Genomic DNA, 22,525 nt, shown 5'->3' with positions numbered 1-22,525 from the left:
GAAACAGGCGCGCATCGGCGGCTTGTGCGTCATGCATGTGACATGAGGGATTCCTAGACTGGTCACAAAGGGTTTGCATTTGTGCACACCCGCAGAGTCAGGGAAGTTCCGAATGCCGCGTACCGTCCAAGTCCACACCGTGCTCGGCGCCGAGCAGCTCAAGTTCCGCGCAATGCGCGGGCACGAGGGCCTCTCGCAGCTCTTCGAGTTCGAGGTGGACATGGTCGGCACCAGCTTCAACATCGAGCTCAAGCAGCTGCTGGGCACCTCGCTCACGCTGGAGCTGGCCGACGACGGCGGCCCGCGTTTTCTCAATGGCACCGTGGTGCGCTTCGAGCTGGTGGGCCGCGCCAACGAAACCGGCCGCCACTACGTCTACCGTGCGCTGGTGCAGCCGTGGCTCTGGTACCTCACGCGCACCACCGACAGCCGCATCTTCCAGAACAAGAGCGTGCCCGAGGTGCTCGACGAAGTGCTGGGCAAGTACGGCTTCGAGTTCGAGAAGCGCCTCACGGCCAGCTACCGCCCGTGGGAAAACTGCGTGCAGTACCAGGAGAGCGACTTCGCGTTCGTGAGCCGGCTCATGGAGCACGAAGGCATCGCCTACCACTTCGAGCACGGCAACGGCACCCACCTGCTGGTGCTGTGCGACGACGCCGGCGGCTACACGCCCCTGCCCGGCCACGCCACCATTCCCTACCGCCCGCGCGACCGCGTGCTCAACGCGATGGAGCCCTGCATCGACCAGTGGCGCGTGTCCGAGCAGATCACCTCGGGCCGCGTGATGCTCGACGACTTCGACTTCAGGAAATCTCGCGCCTCGCTGCAGAGCGTGCAGCAGGACCCGAAGGGCCACGACCATTCGACCTACGAGGTGTACGAATGGCTCGGCGGCTACAGCGAACACGAGCAAGGCGACGCCTACGCCAGGGTCCGCCTGCAGGAACTCCAGTGCTCGCACGAACTGGCGAGGGGCCACACCAATGTCGTGGGCATGGCGCCCGGCTACCTGTTCCAGATGACGCACTGCCCGCGCGAGGCCGACAACCGCGAGTACCTCGTCACCGAGACCCGCTACGACCTGCAGGAGCCCGAGTACTCCAGCGGCGGCAGCAGCGAATCGGTGTGCGAATTCGACTTCACCGTGCTGCCTTCGAGCGTGGCCTACCGCCCCGCGCGCAAGACGCCGCGCCCGCGCACCAACGGCCCGCAGACCGCCACCGTGGTCGGCCCCGAAGAAATCTGGACCGACCGCTTCGGCCGCGTGAAGCTGCAATTCCGCTGGGACCGCTACGGCCAGTCCGACGAGAACAGCTCCTGCTGGGTGCGCGTGTCGAGCAGCTGGGCCGGCGCCAACTTCGGCACCATGCACATGCCGCGCGTGGGCCAGGAAGTCATCGTCGATTTCATCGGCGGCGAGCCCGACCGCCCCATCATCACAGGCCGCGTCTACAACAGCGACCAGATGCCGCCCTGGGAGCTGCCCGCCAACGCCACGGCCAGCGGCATCCTCACCCGCTCCAGCAGCGGCGGCGCGGCCAACCAGGCCAACATGCTGCGCTTCGAGGACCGCACGGGCGCAGAGCAGATCTGGCTGCACGCCGAGCGCAACCTCGACGTGGAAGTGGAGGCCGACGAGACCCACACCACCGACGGCACCCGCACCACGCTCATCAAGGGCCACGAGTCGGCCACCTACCAGGACGGCGAGACGCGTGACATCACCGCCGGGGCCAGGGAAACCATCACCGGCGGCGACACCCGCAGCGTGACCGGCGGCTTCACCGAGACCGTGACCGGCGGCGTGAACCAGACCATCTCGGGCGGCAAGACGCGCATGCTCAGCGGCGGCCTGCAGGACACCATCACGGGTGGCGTCAACTCCGCCATCACCGGCGGCTACCACGGCACCATCAACGGGCAGGAAGTGCGGTTCGTGAGCGCGGGCCGGCAGGACACCATCGACACATCGAACACGGTGCTGGTCAACGGCCCCTCGACCACCACCGTCACCGGCCCGACAGTGCACACCTCGCCGGACGTGACCTTCAACACCACCAACCACATCCACAACACGACGCAGCACGTCATCAACACCACCGTCTACAACACGACGTCGAACACGTACAACAACCTGGCGGTGAGCTACACCAACAACTCGGTCAGCTATACCAACAACTACGCCAAGAGCAGCGACTGGCGGCTGACGCGCTCCGGCGGCGCGGGTTTCCGCTTCGGCGCGGTGGGCATGTCGCTCGACTTCTGGGGCGTGCGCCAGCAGTTCTACGGCATCAACTCGCAGTACGCAGTGCTCAAGGTCGACTTCCTGACCTACAAGATCGCGAACAAGGGCATCGACATCACCAACCAGGCCATGGAAGTCGGCAGGACCGCGGTCCGCTTCTACATGGACGGCATGGCGGCCTATGCGCAGGCCATGCACCTCGTCATGTGACGCCCGGCATGGAGTGGGAGACGCTTCTCTGGGGATTCTTTGGCGTGGTGATGGCCGTGGTGGTGCTCGGCGGCATCGGCGCCGTGGGCTACATGCGCAAGGAGAACGGCCGCTACACGGCCGAGGCCAGGCGCTGGGCGGTGCTCGGTCAGTCGGGTCAGCCCGCTGAAGCCGTGGTCCGCAATGTGCGCATGCACCCGAACAACATGACGCGCGGCGGCTCGCGCGGCCAGACGGTCTGCGCGCTGGTGCTCGACGTGGCGTACACGGACGCCACCGGCACGGCGAGCACGGCCTCGATTCCCACCTTCGTCGAAGACGCGCTGGTGCCGCAGTTCCTCGCGCCCGGGCGCATCGTTCACTTGCGCTATGACCCTAGCGACCCGGCCTCGGTGGCCATCGACCGCACCCGCACGCCGCTGGAGCTGCCGCGTGCCGACTGAGCATTCCTTTTCCTGCCAATGAAAACCGTCAAGCCGCTGCGGCTGAGCGTGATCACGCGTCCATTTTTGCGCCAGGCCGAGCAGCGCCTGGCCGTCACCACGCTGTGCATGGTCTCCATGAACGGCCAGCCGGTGCTCACGCCCGAGCCCGATTTCTGGAAGACGCTGTCCGAAGAGCTGGGGCCGGCCACGGCCATCGACCTCGGCATTCCCAAGGTTCGCGCCGAGATCCTCGCGACCGGCTACGCCTACACCGCGCACCAGGAAGAGAAGACGCTCTGCGCCGCGCGGCTGCAGGTCGGCAATCTTGAAAAAGACCTTGCGGTGTTCGGCGACCGCTTCTGGATCGGCGCACGCCCCTCCCCGCCCCAGCCCTTCCAGGCCATGCGCATCGACTGGACGCGCGCCTACGGCGGCCCCCATTTCGCGGACAACCCGCTGGGCCGGGGCCATGGCATGGAGACCGTCAACGGCCATGAAGTGCAGCGCCTGCCGAACATCGAAGACCCGGCGCACCGCCTGCACCATCCCGGCGACCGGCCGGAGCCGGCGGGCTTCGGGCCGCTCGACATCGCATGGCCGCGTCGCCTGAGGCTCATCGGCAAGCAGTACGACGGTCATTGGCGCGAGAACCTGTTCCCGGGTTTCGCCGAGGACATGGACTGGCAGCTCTTCAACGCCGCGCCTGCCGACCAGCGCTTCGAGGACGCGGCCGAGATCGCACCGGGCACGCCCTTCGCGGTCTGGAACATGCACCCCGGAACGCCGTTCCAGCAAGGCCGGCTGCCGAACTGGCGCGCCCTGGCCGTCATCGCACGGCACCGCCTGCCCGGCCAGATAGAAGAAGTGCCGCAGCGCCTGACGACCGCATGGTTCTTTCCGCATCTGGAGCGCGTGGTGCTGGTATTTCATGGCGAAACGCGCATCGACGAAGACGACGCATCCGACATCTCGCACGTGATGCCGGCACTGGAAACCGTCGGCCAGCCGCGCGGCCTGGCCCACTACGCCACCGTGCTGCACCAGCGCTGCGATCCGGAAAAGGGCGCGCTCTACATGTTCCGCGACGACGACCTCGTGCCCGACGAAGCCATCGGCCCCTGGCTCGACCAGCCCGGCACCGGCGACTCGGCACTGGTGCGGAACATGCGCGAGCGCGGCGCGCAGGCCCGCGAAGACCTGAAGCAGAAGGCGATGGCCGCCGGCCACAAGGCGCGGCACTTCAACGAACGCCGCCTGCCCGAGCCCTTCACGCGCATGCCCACGCTGCGCGAGCTCCCGGACTTCGTCGACCAGGCCGACCGCCATGCGCGCGCCCAGCGCGAACAGGGCGCCGTCGAGCGCGAACGCCTGCAGCGCGAGGCCGATGCCAACGCCAAGGAATCGATGAAGGTCGGCTTCGACACCGGCAAGCTGGTGCGCGAGCACGACACCACGCGCCCCAAGGGCCCGCCGCAGGTCGACAGCGCCGGACTGCTGCGCGGCTTCGAAGGCATTCCCGCCGCGACCGGCACCGCACCGCTGCCCGCGCAGCAGGTCGAGTCGATGCGCAAGCTGGCGCAGGACGCCGAGCGCGGCCTGCTCGCGCTGTACCGCGGCTCGGCGCAGCACCAGTCGCCGGTCGATGAACTGAGCGCCGAACGGCAGGCCGCGCTGCGCGAAAAGGTCTTGTCGATCCTCCGGGGCAGCCGCGATTTCACCGGCATGGACCTGACGGGCGCCGACCTTTCGGACATGGACCTTCAAGGCGCTTGCTTTCGCCGCGCGCTGCTCGAAGGCGCCGACCTGCGCCGCGCCCGCTGCGAAGGCGCGGACTTCAGCGAAGCCGTGCTGGTGCGCGCACGCCTCTCGACCGGCGATTTCAAGCGCGCCGTGTTCCGCGACACCAACCTCGCCGGCATTCATTGCGAGCAGGCCGGCTTCTCGCGGGCCCTCTTCGAAGGCACGACCTTCGAGAAGCTGAAGTTCGTGCGCTGCGACTTCTCGTCGGCCCGCATGCATCACCTGCACGTCATCGAATCGCAGTTGCTGCATTGCAACTTCGACGCGGTCGATGCGGCCAGCATCGGCTTTCTTTCCGACGCGGCCATCGAAGACTGCAGCTTCCGCGGCGCGCGACTCATGAAGGCGGGCTTCCTGGGCTGCCGCGTTGCCGGGCTCGACTTCACCGGCGCCGAGCTCGAAGCCTGCGCCTGGACCCACATGAACTGCGACGACCGCATGGTCTTCGCGCGCGCCCTGCTGCGCACCACCTGCTTCGCGGGCAACAGCAGCCTGCGCGGTGCCGACTTCGAAGAAGCCACGCTCGTGCAATGCAGCCTGCGCGAAATTCCGATGGAGGGCGTGCGCTTCGTGCGTGCGACCCTCGACACCTGCGACCTTTCCTCGTGCAACCTCACCGCCGCCGACCTGAGCGCGGCGCAGACGCCCGAGTGCCTTTTCATCCGCAGCAACCTGAGCCGGGCTTCGCTGCGCGCCGCCAACCTCATGAACGCCAACTTCAACAAGGCCCGGCTGCTGTCGGCCGACCTGCGCGAAGCCAGCCTCTTTCGCGCCGACATGTCGCAGATCGTGATCGACGACGTCACCGAGACGCGCGGCGCCTACATCGTGCACACCAAGACCGTGCCGGCCGCCCGGGCCGCCGCCGTCGAATGAGCCCGCAGGCGCTGGTTGCCAAAGTCCGCAGCGGCGAAGCATTGCAGGGAGAGGACTTCAGCGAAATGGCGCTCGACGGCCTCGACCTGTCCGGCGGATTGTTCAGCGAATGCCGCTTCACGCGCTCCAACATGGCGGGCGTTCAGCTGGCGGACTCCGTGTTCGAGCGCTGCGTGTTCGACGGCGCGGTGATGGACCGCGCGCAGCTGGGCAAGACCTCTTTCCTGCGCAGCAGTTTGCGCGACGCGCGCATGCATGCGGCCCGGTGGGAAGGCACTGTCGTTGCCGAGTCCGACCTGCATGGCATGCAGGCCGAAGAATCGGTGCTGCAGAAGGCCGCCTTCCACGACTGCGACTTCGGCGGCGCGCGCTTCTTGCGCGCATCGGTCGCCAGGACGATCTTCAACGACAGCCGCATGGGCAATGCCGACTTCGGCGAAGCCGTCTTCACGACCGGCGTGTTCTTCCGCTCCGACCTGAGGCAGGCAAGCTTTCGCGGCGCCAGCTTCGACAACGCGATCTTCACGGAGGCCGACCTGCGCGGCCAGTCGTTCGCAGGCCAGTCGTTCGAGCGCTGCCAGTTCATCGACGCGCGGCTGTCGGACTGCGTGTTCGACGACGCCCGGCTCGTGCAGTGCAACTTCAAGGGCGCGGCGCTCGACGGTGCCCGCATGCGGCGCGTGCACGCACCGCAGTCGCTGTTTCCGCAGGCCGACATGCGCAGCGCGGATTGCCGCGCGGGCGTGTTCGACCAGTCGCTGTGGATCGATGCGCAGCTCACCGACGCCGACTTTTCCGACGCGCGGCTCGAGCAGTGCGTGTTCCACCGCGCACGCTGCGAGCGTGCGTCCTTCGCGCGCAGCCGGCTGGTGTATGCCGACTTTTCGTACGCCGACCTGCGCGCCGCCAATTTCGAGAAAGCCCTCTTCCAGCGCACCCAGATGCACCGCAGCCTGCAGACGGGCACGCGCTGGAGCGACCGCATCGGCGTGCTCGATGCCGACCCCGAGCTTTTCGAGGCCGAGCGCGTCGCGTGGCAGCGCCCCCTCCGCGCCGTGCGCCTCGACCGCGACGCGCACGGGCTGATGCGCGCGCAAGACCTCCCCTCCTCCCACATGAAGGACTCCGCATGACGATGGCATCGAGGACAACTTCCCGCGCGCCGGCCGTGCCCTCGGACGCCGGCGACGAAAGCGAACTCGCACCGCTGCTGCGCAAGGCGGCGGCCGCGAAACAGCAACCTGGGCAGCAACCAGGCGGCATCGTCATGGCCACGGTCAACGCTGCAGAAGCCGAAGACGGCTTCTGCGAAGTCACGCCGATGGACGGCCACCGCACGCTGCGCTGCCGCCGCGCCGCCAGTTGCCTGCTGCTGCCCGCGCCGGGCGACACGGTGATGGTCGCCGGCCCTCACGACGAAGCGCTCTACCTCATCGCCGTCGTCGCGCAGGCCGACAGCAGCCAGGCGACGCTCGCGGTGGACGGCGACCTGCGCCTGCAGTCGCGCCGGGGCGGCATCGCCATACAGGGCGCGGGCGCGATCGAGCTGCAATCGGACACCGCCGTCGCCACCCGCTCGCCGCAATGGACGCTCGCTGCCGAGCGCGCCCAGTGCACCGTGTCCGAGCTGGACTACCAGGGCGCAGAAGTGCGCTTCAGCGTGCTGGTGTCGCGCGTCGTCGGCCGGGCTTGCGAGGTGGTGCTCGACAGGCTGCACCTGCTCACGCGCTCCAGCTTTCGCATCACCGAGGAAGTCGAGCAGGTGCGCGCGGGGCAGATCGACATGCAGGCCTCGCGCACGCTGCGCCTGCATGCGAAGAACACGCTGGTCACCAGCAAGGAGCTGGTGAAGGTAGACGCCGAGCAGATCCACATGGGCTGAACCACCCACAACCTCTTGAAGGAGCTTCACGCATGTTCGCCAACGCACAGATGATGGGCATGGACCTGGCCTTTCCCGATGTCTGCAAGACGCCGCCGGCCGTTCCCATTCCCTACCCCAACTTCGCGCTCGGGCCCACGGCCATTCCCAACGCCTGGAACATCCTCTACGGCGGCACGCCCGCGCACAACCTGGCGACGACCACGCCCATCACCAACGGCGACAACGCGGGCGTGCTGATGGGCGTGGTGTCGCAAACGGTGATGGGGCCGTCGCGCCACATCACCGGCGCTTTCACCGTGCTGCTGAAGGGCTCGCCCTGCACGCGCATGACCAGCCTCACGGTGCAGAACCGCAGCAACATCGTCGGCATGCGCATCGTGCCGAGCCAGTTCAAGGTGCTGGTGCTCGCACCCTGAATGCACATTCGGTTGCCTTTGTAAGCAAAAATAATTCACTTTTGGCATGTGTATTGCTGCATTGCAGCAAAGCAGATGGCATGCCCCAATGATGTGCCACGACAGAGGAGACGCTGGTCCTGAGAAGTCACCACGTCATCGATTGCGAGGCACGAATGAATGCAAGCACTGTCCAGGAATCGCACCTCATTGCGAACGCGGAAGCATCTGCATGGCATGAACGCCTGAGACGATGGCGCGGCGGCACCACGGAGTCGCTGGTGCCTCGCATCGCGGGTTATGCGCTTCTTGCTTTCGTGCTGTGGCTCATCGTCACCACGCTGATCCAGCCGCTGGTTTCCAGGCAGGCCACGCGCTCCGTGCTGCAGGCCCCGGTGACGCTGGTCACCTCGCCCATCAGCGGCGTGGTCACGCACATGACGCTACGCGCGCTCGACAAGGTCGAGGCCGGCGCGGTGGTGGCCACGGTGCAGAACCCCACCATCAACCGCGACATCCTCACCACGCTCACCACGCAGCGTCTCGCGCTGCAAAGCCAGGTGGCGCAGCTGACGAACCAGCTCAATGCATCGAGCGAAGAACTGCAGTTCGTCGAGCAGCAAGTCAAGCTGTACCGCACGGCCTCGATGGCGCAGACACGCGATGCGTGGCAGATCGCGCAACGCCAGCGCGAAGTGGCGCAGTCCAGCGTGGCCGAGCAGGAGCAGAAGGTGCGCCGCACCGCCGCCATGCTCGACGAAGGCGCCGTGAGCCCGCAGGCCATGGACGCCGCGCAGGCGCAGCTGAGCATCTCGCGCGCAAACGCCGCCGTTGCCGAGCAGGCCTATTCGGGACTCGGCCAGAGCATGGCGAGTGCGAGCCGCGGCGTGTTCGTGGGCGGCGGTGGCGCCAGCGTCTACCAGACTCTTGCAAGCCGGCGCGAAACGCTGAGCGGCGCCATCGAGCGCGCGCAGCACGACACCGAAGCCTTGCGCCAGCAGCTGCGCGAGGTGACCGCGCTGGAAGCCGAGGAGCGCAGCCGCATCGACCGCATGGCCGCCTTCGAGGTGCGTGCGATGCAGCCGGGCCAGGTGAACTCGGTGCTGATGCCGCAGGGCAGTTTCGTGCCGCAGGGTGCCACCTTGGTGCGGATGACCGACTGCAGCCGCATCGAAGTGGTCGCGGTCTTTGCCCCGCGGGTGGCCAGGAAGCTCAACATGGGCTCGACCATTGCCGTGAAAACCGATGACGGCGGCGCGGAAGTGTCGGCACGCGTTACCCAGTTGCTGCCGGTTGCTCCAGACGATTTCCAGAGCCGCTACGCGGTGCCCTTCCCGTATGCGGAACAAGGCTCGGTCTACGCGGTGGCGCGCGTCGAATCGGACAACCCGGCGTGGATGGCGCAGCGCGGGCTGTGCGCGCCCGGCAAGGTGGTATCGGCGAGGCTGGCTTCCTAGCACGCAGCATGAATCCTCGAAGCCGATGGAGGCAGACGATGGATCACGCGAACCTTGCTCAACGATGCGCGCTGGCGATGGCAATGGCCACCGTGCTGTGCCTTCATGCACCGCAAGCACCGGCAGCCGAAAGCCCCGCGCAACAGATGCTCGCGCGGCAAAGCTGCGATGGCCTGCGCCGCGCCGTCGCGTTCAGCAGCCGGGGGGATTCCTCGGCCCCGCTCTTCCTGCCGAGCTACCGCACCGAGGCGCAGATCGACGGCGTGCCCGAACTCGCGCCGAGCCTGGCGAACGTGGCCTTCGTGTACGACAACGCGCTGGCCGGCATCGCGCTGCTGGCATGCGGCGACACCGCATCGGCAACGCGCATCGCCGACGCGATGGTGCTGGCCGTGGCGCATGACCCGCACTACCCGGACGGCCGCATCCGCAACGCCTACCGCGCGGGCCTGCTGGCCGATGCGAAGCCGGTGCTCTCCGGCTATTGGGACGCGGACAGGAACCAGTGGATCGCCGACGCCTACCAGGTCAGCACCGCGACCGGCAACGTGGCGTGGGCCGCGCTGCTGCTGCTGAACGTCGACCAGGCGGCGCCCTCGCCGCGCTATGCCGATGCCATCGCCAGGCTGCTGGCATGGATCGAGCAACGCACGCGCTCAAGCGTCGCGCCCGACGGCTACATCGGCGGCTGGTACGGCTGGGACGACCGGCAGGCTGCGCAGACCTGGAAGTCGACCGAGCACAACATCGACATCGCCATGGCCGCCGCATGGGCCGCCCGCTCCGGTGGACATCCGGAGCAGAAGCGCCAGGCCGCCACCGCGCTGGCTTTCGTCGAACGCATGTGGAACAAGGCCGAGCGGCGCTTCCACATCGGCACGCAGGCCGACGGCGCCACCGTTTCCACCACGGCCTCGGGCCTCGACGCGCAACTGTGGCCCCTGCTGGCCGCGTCGCAGGGCCGCTGCGCATGGCAGGCCGGCCTCGCATGGGTCGATGCGAACCATCGCGTCGGCGCCGGCTACGGCTTCCCGCGCCAGCCCGACGGCATCTGGACCGAGGGCAGCGCGCAGGCCGCCGCCACGCTGGTGGCCGTCAAGGGCGCGGCGCCCGAGGCGCTGTGGCAACTGCTGGCCTCTCAGCGCGCGCCCAACGGCCTGTACTACGCCACGCCCAGCCCGCGCATATCGACCGGGCTGGCCATAGGGCCGGACTCCAAGAGCCCCGACTTCTTCTACTACCGCTGGCCCCACCTGGGCGCCACGGCCTGGATCGCACTGGCCGCCAAGGGCTGGAACCCGTTCACCGGAACAACCACCGTCGCAGGAGCAAAGCCATGTTCGAACTGATCGATACGCCCGAATTCAGGGTCAATCTGATGGTCGTGGGCCTGGCCCTGATCATGGTCTTCCATGCGCGCGCCGACCGTGCGTCGCACCGCGTGCTGTTCGGCTTTCTCACCGCGCTGGTGCTTGTGCGCTACGTGGCGTGGCGGCTGGCCGAAACGCTGCCGCCGGCCGACCTGGGCTTCGGCACGCTGATGGGCTGGGTCTTCCTGGTGTTCGAGATGGTGTCGATCGTCTACACCCTGCTGTCGATTCAGATGCTCTCGCGCCGCCGCGACAACCACGCCCAGGCGGACGCGGGCGAGGCCATGCTGCGCAAGCGCGGCACCGGCGTGCCCGCCGTCGACGTCTTCATCTGCACGTACAACGAAGAGATCGGCGTGCTCGAGAAGACCATCCTCGCCGCGCAGGCCATCGACTATCCGCATGTGAATGTCTGGGTGCTGGACGACACGCGGCGCGACTGGCTGCGCGACTACTGCGCGCGAAAAGGCGTGCACTACGCGCGCAGGCCGGACAACGCGCACGCCAAGGCGGGCAACCTCAACAACGGCCTGCGGCAATCGGCCGGTCTCACCAACGCGCCCTACATCCTGGTGCTCGATGCCGACTTCGCGCCGCATCGCAACATCGTCTACCGCGTGCTCGGCCTGTTCGACGACCCGAAGTCGAAGGTGGGGCTGGTGCAGACGCCGCAGTTCTATTACAACGCCGACCCGATACAGCACAACCTGCGCGCCACCGACAGCTGGGTCGACGAGCAGCGCGTGTTCTTCGACGTGCTGCAGCCGGCCAAGGACGCGGCCGACGTGGCGTTCTGCGTGGGCACTTCTTTCATCGTGCGGCGCGACGCCATCACCGCTGCCGGCGGCTTTCCCACCGGCAGCGTGTGCGAAGACATCTACACCACCTACACGCTGATGCGCTCCGGCTGGGTCACGCGCTGGCTCAACGAGCGGCTGTCGAACGGGCTTTCGGCCGACAGCATCATCGACTACATCAACCAGCGCAGCCGCTGGTGCCTGGGCACGATCCAGGTGGCGCTGCTGCGCGACGGCCCGCTGCGCGGCAAGGGCTACAGCTTCACGGCGCGCCTGCATTACGTGCACGGCCTGCTGCACTGGCTCACCAAGCCGTTCATCCTGCTGATCCTGGCGGCGCCTGCGCTCTACTGGTACACGGGCGCCTCGGCTTTCCATGCCACGCCCCGGGCCTTTGCCATGTACGGCCTGCCGCCGCTCGTCATGTTCTGGGGCTACACCTACTGGATCAGCCAGCGCCGCTGCCTGCCGGTGTTCACCGAGGTGACGCAGATCGTGGCCGCGATGGCCGTCACGCGCACCATCGTCTCGGCGCTGATAAGGCCCTTCGGCCGGCCCTTCAAGGTCACGGCCAAGGGGCAGGACCGCAGCAGGACGGTGGTGCACTGGAACCTGGTCGCGGTGTTCGGCGCGTTGATCGCCGCGATGGAGATGGGCGCGCTGGGCGCCATCGGCAGCGCCATGACAACAGGCGACGTGCTCAACGTGGTGTGGACCTTCATCGCCACCGTGTACTGCCTGGCCGCGTTGATCGCCTGCATCGACCGCCCGCGCCCCGAGCATGACGAGCGCTTTCCGTACGACGCCGCGACCACCGTGCGCAGCGCCGCCGGCGTGGGTGCGGCACGCTTCGCCGAGATCGCGGGCGACGGCGCGCGGCTGCTCAACAGCACCGCGCTGGGCCGCATCGGCATCGGGCAACCGCTGGACATCCACGTCGATCATGTGGGCTGGGTTTCGGCCACGGTGACGGGCCGCTCCGGCGCCGGCACCGAACTGGCCTTCGTGCACGACGACGCGGTTCACGACCGGCTGGTGCGCCACGTCTTCAGCCTGCCGCCCAGCCATGTCGCCACGCAGGTGAAGCCGGCGCGCGCCGTGCTGGCCTTCATGGACAGCGCTGGCTGGCGCTGGCCCCGCCTGCCGAGGATGCCGCGCATGTTCGCGAGCACGGCGCCGATGCTGGCGGTGCTGCTGGTCGCCGTGCTGGTGCTGTCCGGCTGCAACCTCACGCCGCCGCTGAAGCCGGCCGATGTCGAGGTGCCCGCACAATGGGCCGACGGCAAGGCCGGCACCGACGTCGCCCCCATGGCATGGCAGGCCTTCGTGCGCGACGACGAGCTGCGCGACCTGATCGGCACCGCGCTGTCGCGCAACCGCGATCTGCGCGTGTATGCCGCCAAGGCCCGGGAAGCCCGCGCCGTGTACGCCGGCACGCGCTCCAGCCTGCTCCCGGAGATCGGCCTCGTGGGCTCGGCCGGGCGCGGCAACCAGGTCACGTCGCTCAGCTCGACCGGCGTGGTCACCAACAGCCAGGCGGTGGGCCGCGTGGGCAACACCTATGCCGTGCAGGCCGGCATCATGGCCTATGAACTCGACTTCTTCGGCCGCGTCGATGCGGGCGTGCAGCAGGCGGGCTCGCAGGCCACGGCCAGCGAGCGCGACTTCGCCGCGGCACGCATGAACCTGGTGGGCGAGGTGTCGAACGCCTACCTCACGCTGCGCGCAGACCGCGCACTGCTGTCGCTGGCCGAGTCGGACCTGGCCATCCAGACCGACAGCACGGGCGTGATGCAGCGTGCCCGCAAGGCGGGCGGCACGTCGGATCTCGACCTGCTGCGCTCGCAGTCGCTGGTGCAGCGCGCGGCCGTTCAGCGCGAGGAATTTCGCATGCGCGTGGGGCAGGACCTGCAATGGCTCACGGTACTGGTCGGCCAGCCGGTGCCGGCCACCACAGGCGCGCAGCGCCCGTGGCCGGAGCGCTCGGTGGCCGAGGTGCCCGTGGGCCTGCCCGCGAGCCTGCTGCAGCGCCGGCCCGACCTGCTGGCGGCGTATGCGCGCGTGGAGGCCGCGAACTCGGGCATCGGCGCGGCCAAGGCGGCGTTCTATCCGAGCTTTTCATTGACCGCCGTGGGCGGCGGCCTGAGCGGCGAGTTCTCGAGCCTGCTGAACTCGGGCAACCGCAGTTGGGCCACGGTGCTCGGCGTGTCGCTGCCCATCTTCGACTGGGGCCGCCGCTCGGCCAACCTGAGCGCGAACGAAGAGCGACTGGCCGCCGCAATGGCGAGTTATGAATACTCGGTGCAGCAGGCGTTGCGCGAAACCGCCAATGCGCTGATTGCCGACAGCCACCTGCGCCCGCAGCTCGAAGCCCAGCAGGCGCGCGTGCAGTCGCTGCAGCGGGTGGCGGCGATCTCGCGCACGCGCTTTCGCAACGGGCTGGAAGACTACTTCGCCGGGGCCGACGCGCAGCGCGAGCTGTACATCGAGCAGCGGCAGTGGATCGAGCTGCAGCTCAAGCAGGCCGTGAACACCGTGAGCCTCTACAAGGCGCTGGGCGGCGGCTGGGAAGATGCGCCGGCGCCCGTGGCTAGCGCCGCAACCGCGCCGCGGTAGTCGTCAAGCCGCCGGGGGTTCGGCGAACCACGCCTCGGCCCAGCCCTGCCGCTTCACGGGATTGAACTCGCTGAAAGTGAAGCTCGCGAGTTCCTCGGTGTGGAACGGGTCTTGCGCGAAGAACTCCTGGAGCGCCGCGAGAGATTCCGCGCGGGCCAGCATGAACCCGCCGGTCGCCGGCACCTTCGGGCCGGAGCAAAGCAGCAGGCCGGCGTCGTAGCCGAGTTGCAGATAGGCGCGGTGCGGCGCCACGGATTGCTGGACTCTTTCGAGCGGAACGAGGTAGTTGATTTCGACGATGAAGTGCTTCATGAGGGGGCATGCGGGTCTGAGTACCGAGAGGCGTAGCAGCGACCGTGCCTGTTATGTTCGGCGCGAAGGACCTCACCATGGAATGGCATCAAAAAAACTTCGACGCATTGAGTACGCGTGACCTGTACCTGATCCTGTCGGCGCGCAGCGAGGTGTTCGTTGCGGAGCAGCGCTGCATCTACCTCGACCCGGACGGCAAGGACATGCAGGCCCATCACCTCTACGCGCTCGACGGCGGGCAGCTTGCGGCCTATCTGCGCCTGCTGCCGCCGGGTGTGTCGTACCGGGAAGCATCGATCGGGCGCGTGCTGACGGGTGCGGCGCATCGCGGACAGGGGCTGGGCCAGGAACTGCTGACACGCGGCCTTGCCTGCGCCGGGGCGCTGTGGCCCGGCGCCGCGCTCCGCATCGGCGCGCAGCTCTATCTTCGGAAGTTCTACGCGTCGTTCGGGTTCGTCGAGGTCGGCGAGCCCTATGACGAAGACGGCATCCCGCACATCGAGATGCTGCTGTCGCGCCCTACTCCGCCTTCACCCCCGCCGTGCGAATGACCTTGCCCCACTTGGTGGTCTCCGACGCGATGAACGCATCGAACTCCTCGGGCGTGCCGCCGGCCGGAATGGTGCCCATCGCGTCGAGCCTGGCCCGCGTGTCGTCGCTGCGGATGATGCGCGCCACTTCGTCCGACATGCGCCTGACGATGTCGCGCGGCGTGGCGGCCGGCGCCAGCATGCCCGCCCAGGTGCTCCCGGTGAAGCCTGCGAAGCCTTGCTCGATGAAGGTCGGCACCTCGGGAGCGGCCGCCAGCCGCTTGTCGCCCGCCACGCCGATCAGCCGCACCTTGCCGGCTTTCGCCTGGTTGATGAGGCCCGTGGGCGCATCGAAGAAAAGCTGTATCTGCCCGCCCATGAGGTCGGTCAGCGCCGGCACCGCGCCGCGGTACGGGATGTGGATCATGTAGGTCTGCGTCAGCGACTTCCACAGCTCGGTGGTGAGGTGCGCGGCCGAGCCGTTGCCTGAAGAGCCGAAGCTCACCTTGCCCGGGTTGGCACGGGCGTAGTCAATCAGCTCGCGCGCCGTCTTGAACGGCGAGTCGATGTTGACCGCCGCCAGCAGCGGCGACACGCCCATCAGCGACACCCCGGCCAGGTCTTTTCGCGGGTCGTAGGGCAGCTTCGGGTACAGCGTGGTGTTGGCCGCATAGGCCGCGATGACGACACCGAAGGTGCTGCCGTCGGGCGGCGCCTTGGCGATCGCGTCCACGCCAATCAGGCTGTTGGCGCCGGGCTTGTTGTCGATCAGCACCGGCTGGCCGAGCCTGGTCTGCAAGCCCACCTGCACCAGCCGCGCCATCTGGTCGGTGAAGCCGCCAGGCGTGTAGGGCACCACGATGCGGATCGGCTTGTTCGGCCATGTGCCCTGCTGCTGCGCGAATGCCGGCAGGGCAAGGCTCGCGGCGGCCGTGGCAAAAGTGAAGCGGCGGCGTGACAGCGTGGCGTAGAGCATGGTGGCGGGGGCCCTCTTCGTTGGTCCGGAATGGATCGGGCCATTCTCGAAGCGGCGGTCTTTCGCGCGGTCAGGGTTTGCCCGCCGGGCCCGCCCGCTGCTCAGCGCGCGAGCCGCAACCGCATGTCGAAGCGCGCCCCGCCCCCCGCTTCGTTCGCCGCCTCGATGCGCCCGCCGTGCGCATGCACCACCGCCTGCGACAGCGCCAGGCCCAGGCCGAGCCCGGGCGTCTTCTCGTCCGAGCGCGCGGTGGCGCCGCGATAGAAGCGCTCGAACAGGTGCGGCAGTTCGTCGCCGCGGATGCCGGGCCCGTGGTCCGACACGCTGATGATGGCTTCGTCGGCCTCCAGGTCGGCGCGCACGCTCACGCTCACCACCGTGCCGGGCGGCGAGAACTTGAGCGCGTTGTCCAGCAGGTTGGCCAGCGCCAGGCTGGCCGCGCCGCGCGCCACCCGCGCGGCCACCGGCGGCGCGGGCTCCAGCACCAGCGACAGGCGGCGCTCCCGGGCCATCGGCTCCAGGCGGCGCACGGCGTCCTCGGCCAGCATGTTGAGCGACACCTTCTCGGCCGCGTCGCGCTCCTGGCCGGCGTCGATGCGGGCGAGCACCAACAGTTCCTCGACCAGCAGCGTGAGCGACTCGACCTCCTCCAGCGACGATTGCAGCGTTTCGACATACGCCGCCGGCTCGCGCGGCCGGCGCAACGCGAGTTCGAGCTCAGTGCGCAGGCGCGACAGCGGCGAGCGCAGCTCGTGCGAGGCGTCGGAGGTGAAGCGGCGCTGCGCTTCCATGCCGTTCTCGATGCGGCTCAGCATGTCGTTGAGGGTGTCGACCAGCCGGCCGATCTCGTCGCGCGTGCCCGGGTGCGGCAGCCGTTCGGCGAGATTGGCGTCGCCGATGTGCCTTGCCTGCTGCACCACGTCGGCAATGGCGCCGAAGGCGCGCCGCGTGATGAGCGCGCCCGCCGCGGCCAGCGCCAGCAGCAGGGAAACGCCCAGGATCAGGAACAGCACGCTCGCCATGCCCACGGTGCGGTTCACGTCGTCGAGCGAGCCCGCGACCTGCACCGCCAGCAGCTTGCGATGTCCCGGCACGGGCACCGACACCATGCGTGTCGGCTCCTCGCCGAAGCCGTCCAGCGTCTCGAACACGGTCTCGCCGGCGGCCAGGCGCTCGCGCAGCACGGGCGGAATGGGCAGTTGCGCTTCGCCGAGGTTGCTGCTGCGCGCCAGCACGCGGCCTTCGGTGTCTACGATCTGCACCAGCCGGTCGAGCCGCACGAACGAAGGCGCGGCCGGGCCGGGCGGCACCTCGTGCACGATGACCGCGTCGCCGGCATTCGCCGACAGCAGCATGCCGAGCTCGGTCTCGGCCAGCGCGAGCAGCGCCGCGTCGAGTTCGCCGTGCACGTTGCGCGAGAACACGAAGTACGAGCCGAGGGCGGCGATCGTCATCACCACCACGATCACGCTGACATGCGCCAGCGCCAGCCGCCTGCGGAAGCTAAGCAGCATGGCTGCCGCCGGGGTTTTCTTCGGCCAGCGCGAGCCTGAAGCCGCGCCCGCGCACGGTCTGGATCAGCGGCGGCGCCGGCGGTGCGTCGACCTTGCGGCGCAGGTTGCCGATGTGCACGTCGATCAGGTTGTCGATGGCGATCAGGTCGTCCTTCCACACCTGTTCGGCCAGACGGGAGCGGCTCACCACCTCGCCGGCATGGCGCAGCAGGATCTGCAGGATGGCGAACTCCTTGTGGGTCAGGTCGAGCACCATGCCGCCGCGCATCACGCGCTGGCTCAGCGGATCGAGGCTCAGGTCGGCCAGCGCGAGCACCACGGGCCGCATGATCTCGGAGCGCCGCAGCAAGGCGCGCACGCGCGCCAGCAGTTCGTCGAAGGCGAATGGCTTGGTCAGGTAGTCGTCAGCGCCGGTGTTCAGCCCGGCGACCCGGTCGCTCAGGGCGTCGCGGGCGGTGAGCATCAGCACCGGGGTCTTGCAGCCGCGCTGGCGCAGGTCGCGGCACAGGGTCAGGCCGTCCTTGCCGGGCAGCATCCAGTCGAGCACGATCAGGTCGTAGGCGATGACGAAGGCTTCCTCGTCGCCCTCCTCGGCCGTGTGCACCACATCGACCACGAAGCCCTCTTCCTGCAGCCCGCGGGCCAAAAGGCGGGCGGCCTTGCGGTCGTCTTCGATCAACAGAATTCTCATCGGGGTGGATCATGCCGCGCCCGGCGGGCGCCGTGCCCCCGATTCTGAAGAAAACTTCAGGATTTCTTGGGAGCTTCTTCAGTCGCGCTTTCTTAACCTCCCTTGGGGCGACGGGGGCGGATCAAGGGCACGGAAAGGGATTCCGTGCGCAGCGCGTCCGGCCCCAACGGATGTCCTGAGATGAAGAAAAAATCCCTCTACCAGATCACGCCGGCACGCATTTTCTTCGGCGTGCTGACCTGCGCGGCGCTGTGCGTCGACTCCTTCGACAATACCGCCCACGCGGCCACCGTGGCCGCCGCCCCGGCGCCGATGCTTGTTCGCCAGGGCAACCGGCTGAGCGTGCCCGACGGCTCGCCGCTGCGCGACCGGCTGCGCGTGGCCACCGTCGGCGAGCAGGCCTCGCCGCACGACGTGAGCCTGCCCGCCACGGTGGAAGCCAATCCAGCCAGCACCGTCAACGTGCTGCCGCCGCTGACCGGCAAGCTGGTCGAGCTGAAGGTGCGCCTGGGCGACACGGTCAAGCGCGGCCAGGTGCTGGCCACGATGACCTCGCCCGACCTGGCGCAGGCCGTGTCCGACGCGCAGAAGGCCCGCGATGCGCTCGACCTGGCGCAGCATGCGCTGGTGCGCGCGCGCGGCGTGAACGAGGCCGGCTCCAATGCAACCAAGGACGTGGAAGCGGCCCAGAGCGCCGTCGCGCAGCAGACGGCCGAACTGCGCCGCAGCGAGACGCGCCTGCGCAGCCTGGGCGCGGACGGCAGCGGCGCGCAGGCCGGCCAGCTGCTGAAGATCGTCGCGCCCATCTCGGGCACGGTCACCGCGCTGAACGCCGGCGCCGGCGCCAACCTGAACGACGCCACGGCCGCGCTGATGACGGTGGCCAACCTCGACTCGGTCTGGGTGACGGTGAACGTGCCCGAGAACGTGGTGGGCGCGGTGGCGCCGGGCCAGAACGTGACGGTCACGCTGGCCGCCTACCCGGGCCGCCGGTTCACCGGCAAGATCGGCTTCGTGAGTTCGGTGCTCGATGCCGACACGCGCCGCGCCAAGGCGCGCATCGTGTTTCCCAACCCCGATGGGCTGTTCAAGCCCAACATGTATGCGACAGCGGTGCTGGGCGTGCCGCAGGCGGCGCAGCCGCAGGTGCCGGCCTCGGCGCTGCTGATGAACAACGACGCCGTGAGCGTGTTCGTCGAGGCCGAGCCCTGGACCTTCGTGCGGCGCGTGGTCGAGCTGGGCCGAGAAGACGGCGACCAGGTGCGCATTCGCAGCGGCCTGAATGCCGGCGAGCGTGTGGTGGTGCGTGGTGGTGTGCTGCTGAATGATTAATCTCATCATCACCCAGTTCTTTCGCCGCAGGCACCTGGTCTGGGCGATGTCCATCGCCTTGGTGCTGTTCGGTGCCTGGTCGTGGACGCAGATGACGGTCGAGGCCTACCCCGACCTGGGCGACGTGACGGTGCAGGTCACGACCCAGGTCAACGGCCTGGCTTCGGAAGAAATCGAGCAGCAGATCACCACGCCGCTGGAGCGGGCGCTGAGCAACACGCCGGGGCTGGCCTCGATCCGCTCGAGCAGCACCTTCGGGCTCTCGCTGATCACGCTGACCTTCAAGGACGGCACCGACGACTACTTCGCGCGCCAGCGCGTGACCGAGCGCATCGGCCAGGTCTCGCTGCCCTCGGGCGCGCAACCGGGGCTGGACCCGGTGGCGGGCCCGGCGGGCGAGATCTACCGCTACACGCTGGAGTCGGACACCAGGAACCTGATGGAGCTGTCCGAGATCCAGCGCTGGATCGTCATTCCGGGGCTGCGCCAGGTGGCCGGGGTGGTCAACATCACCAACTTCGGCGGCTTCACCAAGGAGTTCCAGCTCGAGCTGGACCCGGCGGCGCTGCAGAAATACGGCCTGGCGCTGAGCGACGTGGTGACGGCCATCAACAACAACAGCGCCAACGCCGGCGGCGGGCGCATCGCGCGCGGCGAGCAGAGCTACGTGGTGCGCGGCATCGGCCTCATCACCTCGCTGGACGACCTGGGCGCGGTGGTGGTGTCGCAGTCCGGCGGCTCGCCGGTGCTGGTGCGCGACCTGGGGCGCCTGCAGTTCGGCCACCAGGAGCGCGGCGGCATCCTGGGCAAGGACAGGAACCCCGACACCATCGAAGGCATCGTGCTGATGCTCAAGTACGAGAACCCGTCGCGGGTGCTCGAGGGCGTGCACAAGAAGATCGACGAACTGCAGGCGCAGCTTGCGCCCATGGGCGTGAAGATCGTGCCCTACATCGACCGCGACGACCTGGTGAAGCTCACGGTCGACAAGGTGACGCACACGGTGCTCGAAGGCATGGCGCTTGTGTGCTTCGTGCTCATCCTTTTCCTGGGCAGCCCGCGCAGCGCGGTGGTGGCGGCGGTGGCGATTCCGATGTCGCTGGTCACGGTGTTCATCGTGATGCACTTCACCCGCATGCCGGCCAACCTGTTCTCGCTGGGCGCGATCGACTTCGGCATCATCGTGGACGGCGCCATCGTGGTGATGGAAGCCATCCTGCGGCGGCGCGAGGAAGAGCCCCACGCCACGCTGACCGAGGGCAACATCCTCGAGACGGTGAGCCATGTGTCGGGGCCGATCTTCTTCGCCACGCTGATCATCATCACGGCCTACTTTCCGCTGTTCGCCTTCGAGCGCGCCGAGGGCAAGCTGTTCAAGCCGATGGCCTTCACCGTGGGCTACGCGCTGGTGGGCGCGCTGCTGTGCGCGATCACGCTGATTCCCAGCCTGGCCTACGTGGCGCTGCGCAAGCCGATGAAGCCCTTCGTCAACAAGCCGCTGGTGTGGCTCACGGGCGCCTACCGGCGCGTGCTGGGCCACCTGCTGCGGGTGCCGGCCATCGCCTATGCGCTGAGCATCGCCGCGCTGGCCGCGGTGGCGATCCTGGGCGCCACAGCCGGGCGCGAGTTCCTGCCCGACATCGACGAAGGCGCGCTGTGGCTGCAGGTGCAGCTGCCGTCGGGCCTGTCGCTGGACAAGGCCAGCGAAATGACCGCGGAGCTGCGCCACGTCCTGCTCGAGTACCCCGAGGTTTCCTACGTGGTGACGCAGCTGGGCCGCAACGACGACGGCACCGACCCCTGGACGCCTTCGCACGTGGAAGTGCCCGTGGGCCTGAAGCCCTACAGCGAGTGGCCTGCGGGCGTGAACAAGGCCGCCTTCGTGCGAACGCTGAACGAGCGCTTCTCGAAGATGCCGGGCTTCGACGTGGGCATCAGCCAGCCGATCATCGACGGCGTGAACGACGCCGTGGGCGGCGCGCACAGCCCGCTGGTGCTGCGCATCTACGGCGACGACCTGAAGGAAAGCCGGCGCATCGGCAACGAGATCGTCGACCTGCTGCACACCGTGCGCGGCACCGCGTCGGCGTCGCTGTTCCAGGAGCCGCCGATTCCGCAGGTGGTCATCAAGCTCGACCGCGAAGCCGCGGCCCGGCTGGGCGTGAACGCGAACGACGTGGCCAGCCTGGTGCAGACCGGCATGGGCGGCGCGCCCGTCATCACCGTGTACAGCGGCGACCGCACCTACAACGTGACCGTCAAGCTGCCGAAGTCGGCCAAGAGCGGCACCGAGGCCATCGGCTCGCTGCTGCTCAACGGCGCGGGCGGCGCCAAGGTACCGCTGTCGCAGGTGGCCAGCGTGAAGCTGCAGACCGGCGAGAGCACCATTTCGCACGAGCTCAATTCGCGCCAGATCACGGTGCGCATCGACAACCGCGGCCGCGACCTCGCCTCCTACCTGGTGGAAGCGCAGGAGCGCATCGCCAAGGACGTGAAGTTCGACCACGCCAAGGTCCGGCTGCAATGGGCCGGCCAGTTCGAGAACCAGCAGCGGGCGCAGGCCCGGCTGGCGGTGTCGCTGCTGATCGTGGTGTCGATCATGGCGGTGCTGCTGTTCTTCCAGTTCGGCAAGATCCGGCACGTGGCGCTGATCCTGGGCGTGGTGCCGATGGCCACGCTGGGCGGGCTGATCGCGGTGCACGTGGCGGGAGAAACGCTCAACGTGGCCACCGCGGTGGGCTTCATCGCGCTGTTCGGCGTGTCGATACAGAACGGGATCATCATGGTCGCGAACTTCCGGCGCGTGCGCGGCGAAGGGCTGGCGCTGGAAGCCTCGGTGCTCGAAGGCGCGACCGAGCGGCTGCGGCCGGTGCTCATGACGGCCACGGTGGCGTCCATCGGCATGCTGCCGGCGGCGCTGGCCACGGGCGTGGGCACCGACGTGCAGCGCGGCCTGGCCACGGTGGTGGTCGGCGGGCTGGTGGTGTCGACGCTGCTGACGCTGTTCATTCTGCCGACGCTGTTCTTCGCGCTGGAGCGCCTGTTCGAGCGCAAGGGCTGGGGCCTGCGCTCGCGCCGCGACCGTTGAGCAAGG

At 68.5% G+C, this 22,525-nt stretch carries 16 protein-coding genes; 12 read left to right on the top strand and 4 right to left on the bottom strand.

The genetic code is table 11. The features are described 5' to 3' along the window. Positions 1–112 precede the first annotated feature (112 nt). From C4F17_RS04980 to C4F17_RS04940, 9 genes are all read left to right on the top strand, one after another. Positions 113–2,455, top strand: coding sequence for a type VI secretion system Vgr family protein (locus C4F17_RS04980; RefSeq protein WP_106934486.1), 2,343 nt, complete (start codon positions 113–115; stop codon positions 2,453–2,455). Beyond that, entirely contained in the window at positions 2,452–2,898 is a 447-nt protein-coding gene (locus C4F17_RS04975) for a DUF3592 domain-containing protein (protein WP_106934485.1), read from the top strand. Before C4F17_RS04980 ends, C4F17_RS04975 begins: the two co-directional genes overlap by 4 nt. 18 nt (positions 2,899–2,916) lie before the next feature. After that, entirely contained in the window at positions 2,917–5,556 is a 2,640-nt protein-coding gene (locus C4F17_RS04970) for a DUF2169 family type VI secretion system accessory protein (protein ID WP_106934484.1), read from the top strand. Beyond that, a complete protein-coding gene (locus C4F17_RS04965; RefSeq protein WP_106934483.1) occupies positions 5,553–6,689 on the top strand; it encodes a pentapeptide repeat-containing protein in 1,137 nt (378 codons plus the stop codon). Before C4F17_RS04970 ends, C4F17_RS04965 begins: the two co-directional genes overlap by 4 nt. Then, positions 6,686–7,438 carry a DUF3540 domain-containing protein gene (locus C4F17_RS04960; RefSeq protein ID WP_106934482.1) on the top strand — a complete coding sequence of 251 codons (753 nt, stop codon included), beginning with the start codon at positions 6,686–6,688 and terminating at the stop codon, positions 7,436–7,438. Before C4F17_RS04965 ends, C4F17_RS04960 begins: the two co-directional genes overlap by 4 nt. Positions 7,439–7,470: 32 nt before the next feature. Then, positions 7,471–7,857 (top strand): DUF4150 domain-containing protein, encoded by a 387-nt coding sequence (locus C4F17_RS04955; protein WP_019652627.1) that lies wholly within the window; start codon positions 7,471–7,473, stop codon positions 7,855–7,857. A 155-nt stretch (positions 7,858–8,012) separates the two neighbouring features. Next, on the top strand, positions 8,013–9,293 hold the full coding sequence (locus tag C4F17_RS04950; RefSeq protein WP_106934481.1) for an HlyD family secretion protein: 1,281 nt from the start codon (positions 8,013–8,015) through the stop codon (positions 9,291–9,293). Between the two features lie 38 nt (positions 9,294–9,331). Further along, positions 9,332–10,642: a hypothetical protein gene (locus C4F17_RS04945; protein WP_106934480.1), complete on the top strand. Its 1,311-nt coding sequence runs from the start codon at positions 9,332–9,334 to the stop codon at positions 10,640–10,642. Then, positions 10,630–14,076, top strand: coding sequence for an efflux transporter outer membrane subunit (locus tag C4F17_RS04940; RefSeq protein ID WP_106934479.1), 3,447 nt, complete (start codon positions 10,630–10,632; stop codon positions 14,074–14,076). Before C4F17_RS04945 ends, C4F17_RS04940 begins: the two co-directional genes overlap by 13 nt. A gap of 3 nt (positions 14,077–14,079) precedes the next feature. Here the strand turns inward: C4F17_RS04940 and C4F17_RS04935 are convergent, their stop codons facing one another. Beyond that, on the bottom strand, positions 14,080–14,388 hold the full coding sequence (locus C4F17_RS04935; protein ID WP_106934478.1) for a YciI family protein: 309 nt from the start codon (positions 14,386–14,388) through the stop codon (positions 14,080–14,082). 77 nt (positions 14,389–14,465) lie between these two features. Here C4F17_RS04935 and C4F17_RS04930 point away from each other — a divergent pair, with 77 nt between their 5' ends. After that, positions 14,466–14,939: a GNAT family N-acetyltransferase gene (locus C4F17_RS04930; RefSeq protein ID WP_106937439.1), complete on the top strand. Its 474-nt coding sequence runs from the start codon at positions 14,466–14,468 to the stop codon at positions 14,937–14,939. Here the strand turns inward: C4F17_RS04930 and C4F17_RS04925 are convergent. From C4F17_RS04925 to C4F17_RS04915, 3 genes are all read right to left on the bottom strand, one after another. Next, complete coding sequence (locus tag C4F17_RS04925) at positions 14,908–15,894, bottom strand: Bug family tripartite tricarboxylate transporter substrate binding protein (RefSeq protein ID WP_106934477.1); 987 nt, start codon at positions 15,892–15,894, stop codon at positions 14,908–14,910. The genes C4F17_RS04930 and C4F17_RS04925 overlap by 32 nt on opposite strands. Before the next feature lie 101 nt (positions 15,895–15,995). Continuing rightward, complete coding sequence (locus C4F17_RS04920; RefSeq protein WP_199851955.1) at positions 15,996–17,405, bottom strand: sensor histidine kinase; 1,410 nt, start codon at positions 17,403–17,405, stop codon at positions 15,996–15,998. Next, positions 17,398–18,099 carry a response regulator transcription factor gene (locus tag C4F17_RS04915; protein ID WP_106934475.1) on the bottom strand — a complete coding sequence of 234 codons (702 nt, stop codon included), beginning with the start codon at positions 18,097–18,099 and terminating at the stop codon, positions 17,398–17,400. Before C4F17_RS04915 ends, C4F17_RS04920 begins: the two co-directional genes overlap by 8 nt. A 180-nt stretch (positions 18,100–18,279) precedes the next feature. On the opposite strand from C4F17_RS04915, the gene C4F17_RS04910 reads away from it, so the two are divergent. Both C4F17_RS04910 and C4F17_RS04905 read left to right on the top strand, forming a co-directional pair. Next, complete coding sequence (locus tag C4F17_RS04910; protein WP_106934474.1) at positions 18,280–19,431, top strand: efflux RND transporter periplasmic adaptor subunit; 1,152 nt, start codon at positions 18,280–18,282, stop codon at positions 19,429–19,431. Beyond that, the gene (locus tag C4F17_RS04905) at positions 19,424–22,519 is read left to right on the top strand and encodes an efflux RND transporter permease subunit (RefSeq protein WP_106934473.1); all 3,096 of its coding nucleotides are present in this window, start codon (positions 19,424–19,426) and stop codon (positions 22,517–22,519) included. The genes C4F17_RS04910 and C4F17_RS04905 overlap by 8 nt, the downstream gene beginning before the upstream one ends. Positions 22,520–22,525: the final 6 nt, after the last annotated feature.

The organism is Variovorax sp. PMC12 (assembly GCF_003019815.1).
GTDB lineage: Bacteria > Pseudomonadota > Gammaproteobacteria > Burkholderiales > Burkholderiaceae_C > Variovorax.
Note: the sequence above shows the minus strand (reverse complement) of the source record. Positions and strands in the feature narration are given on the sequence as shown.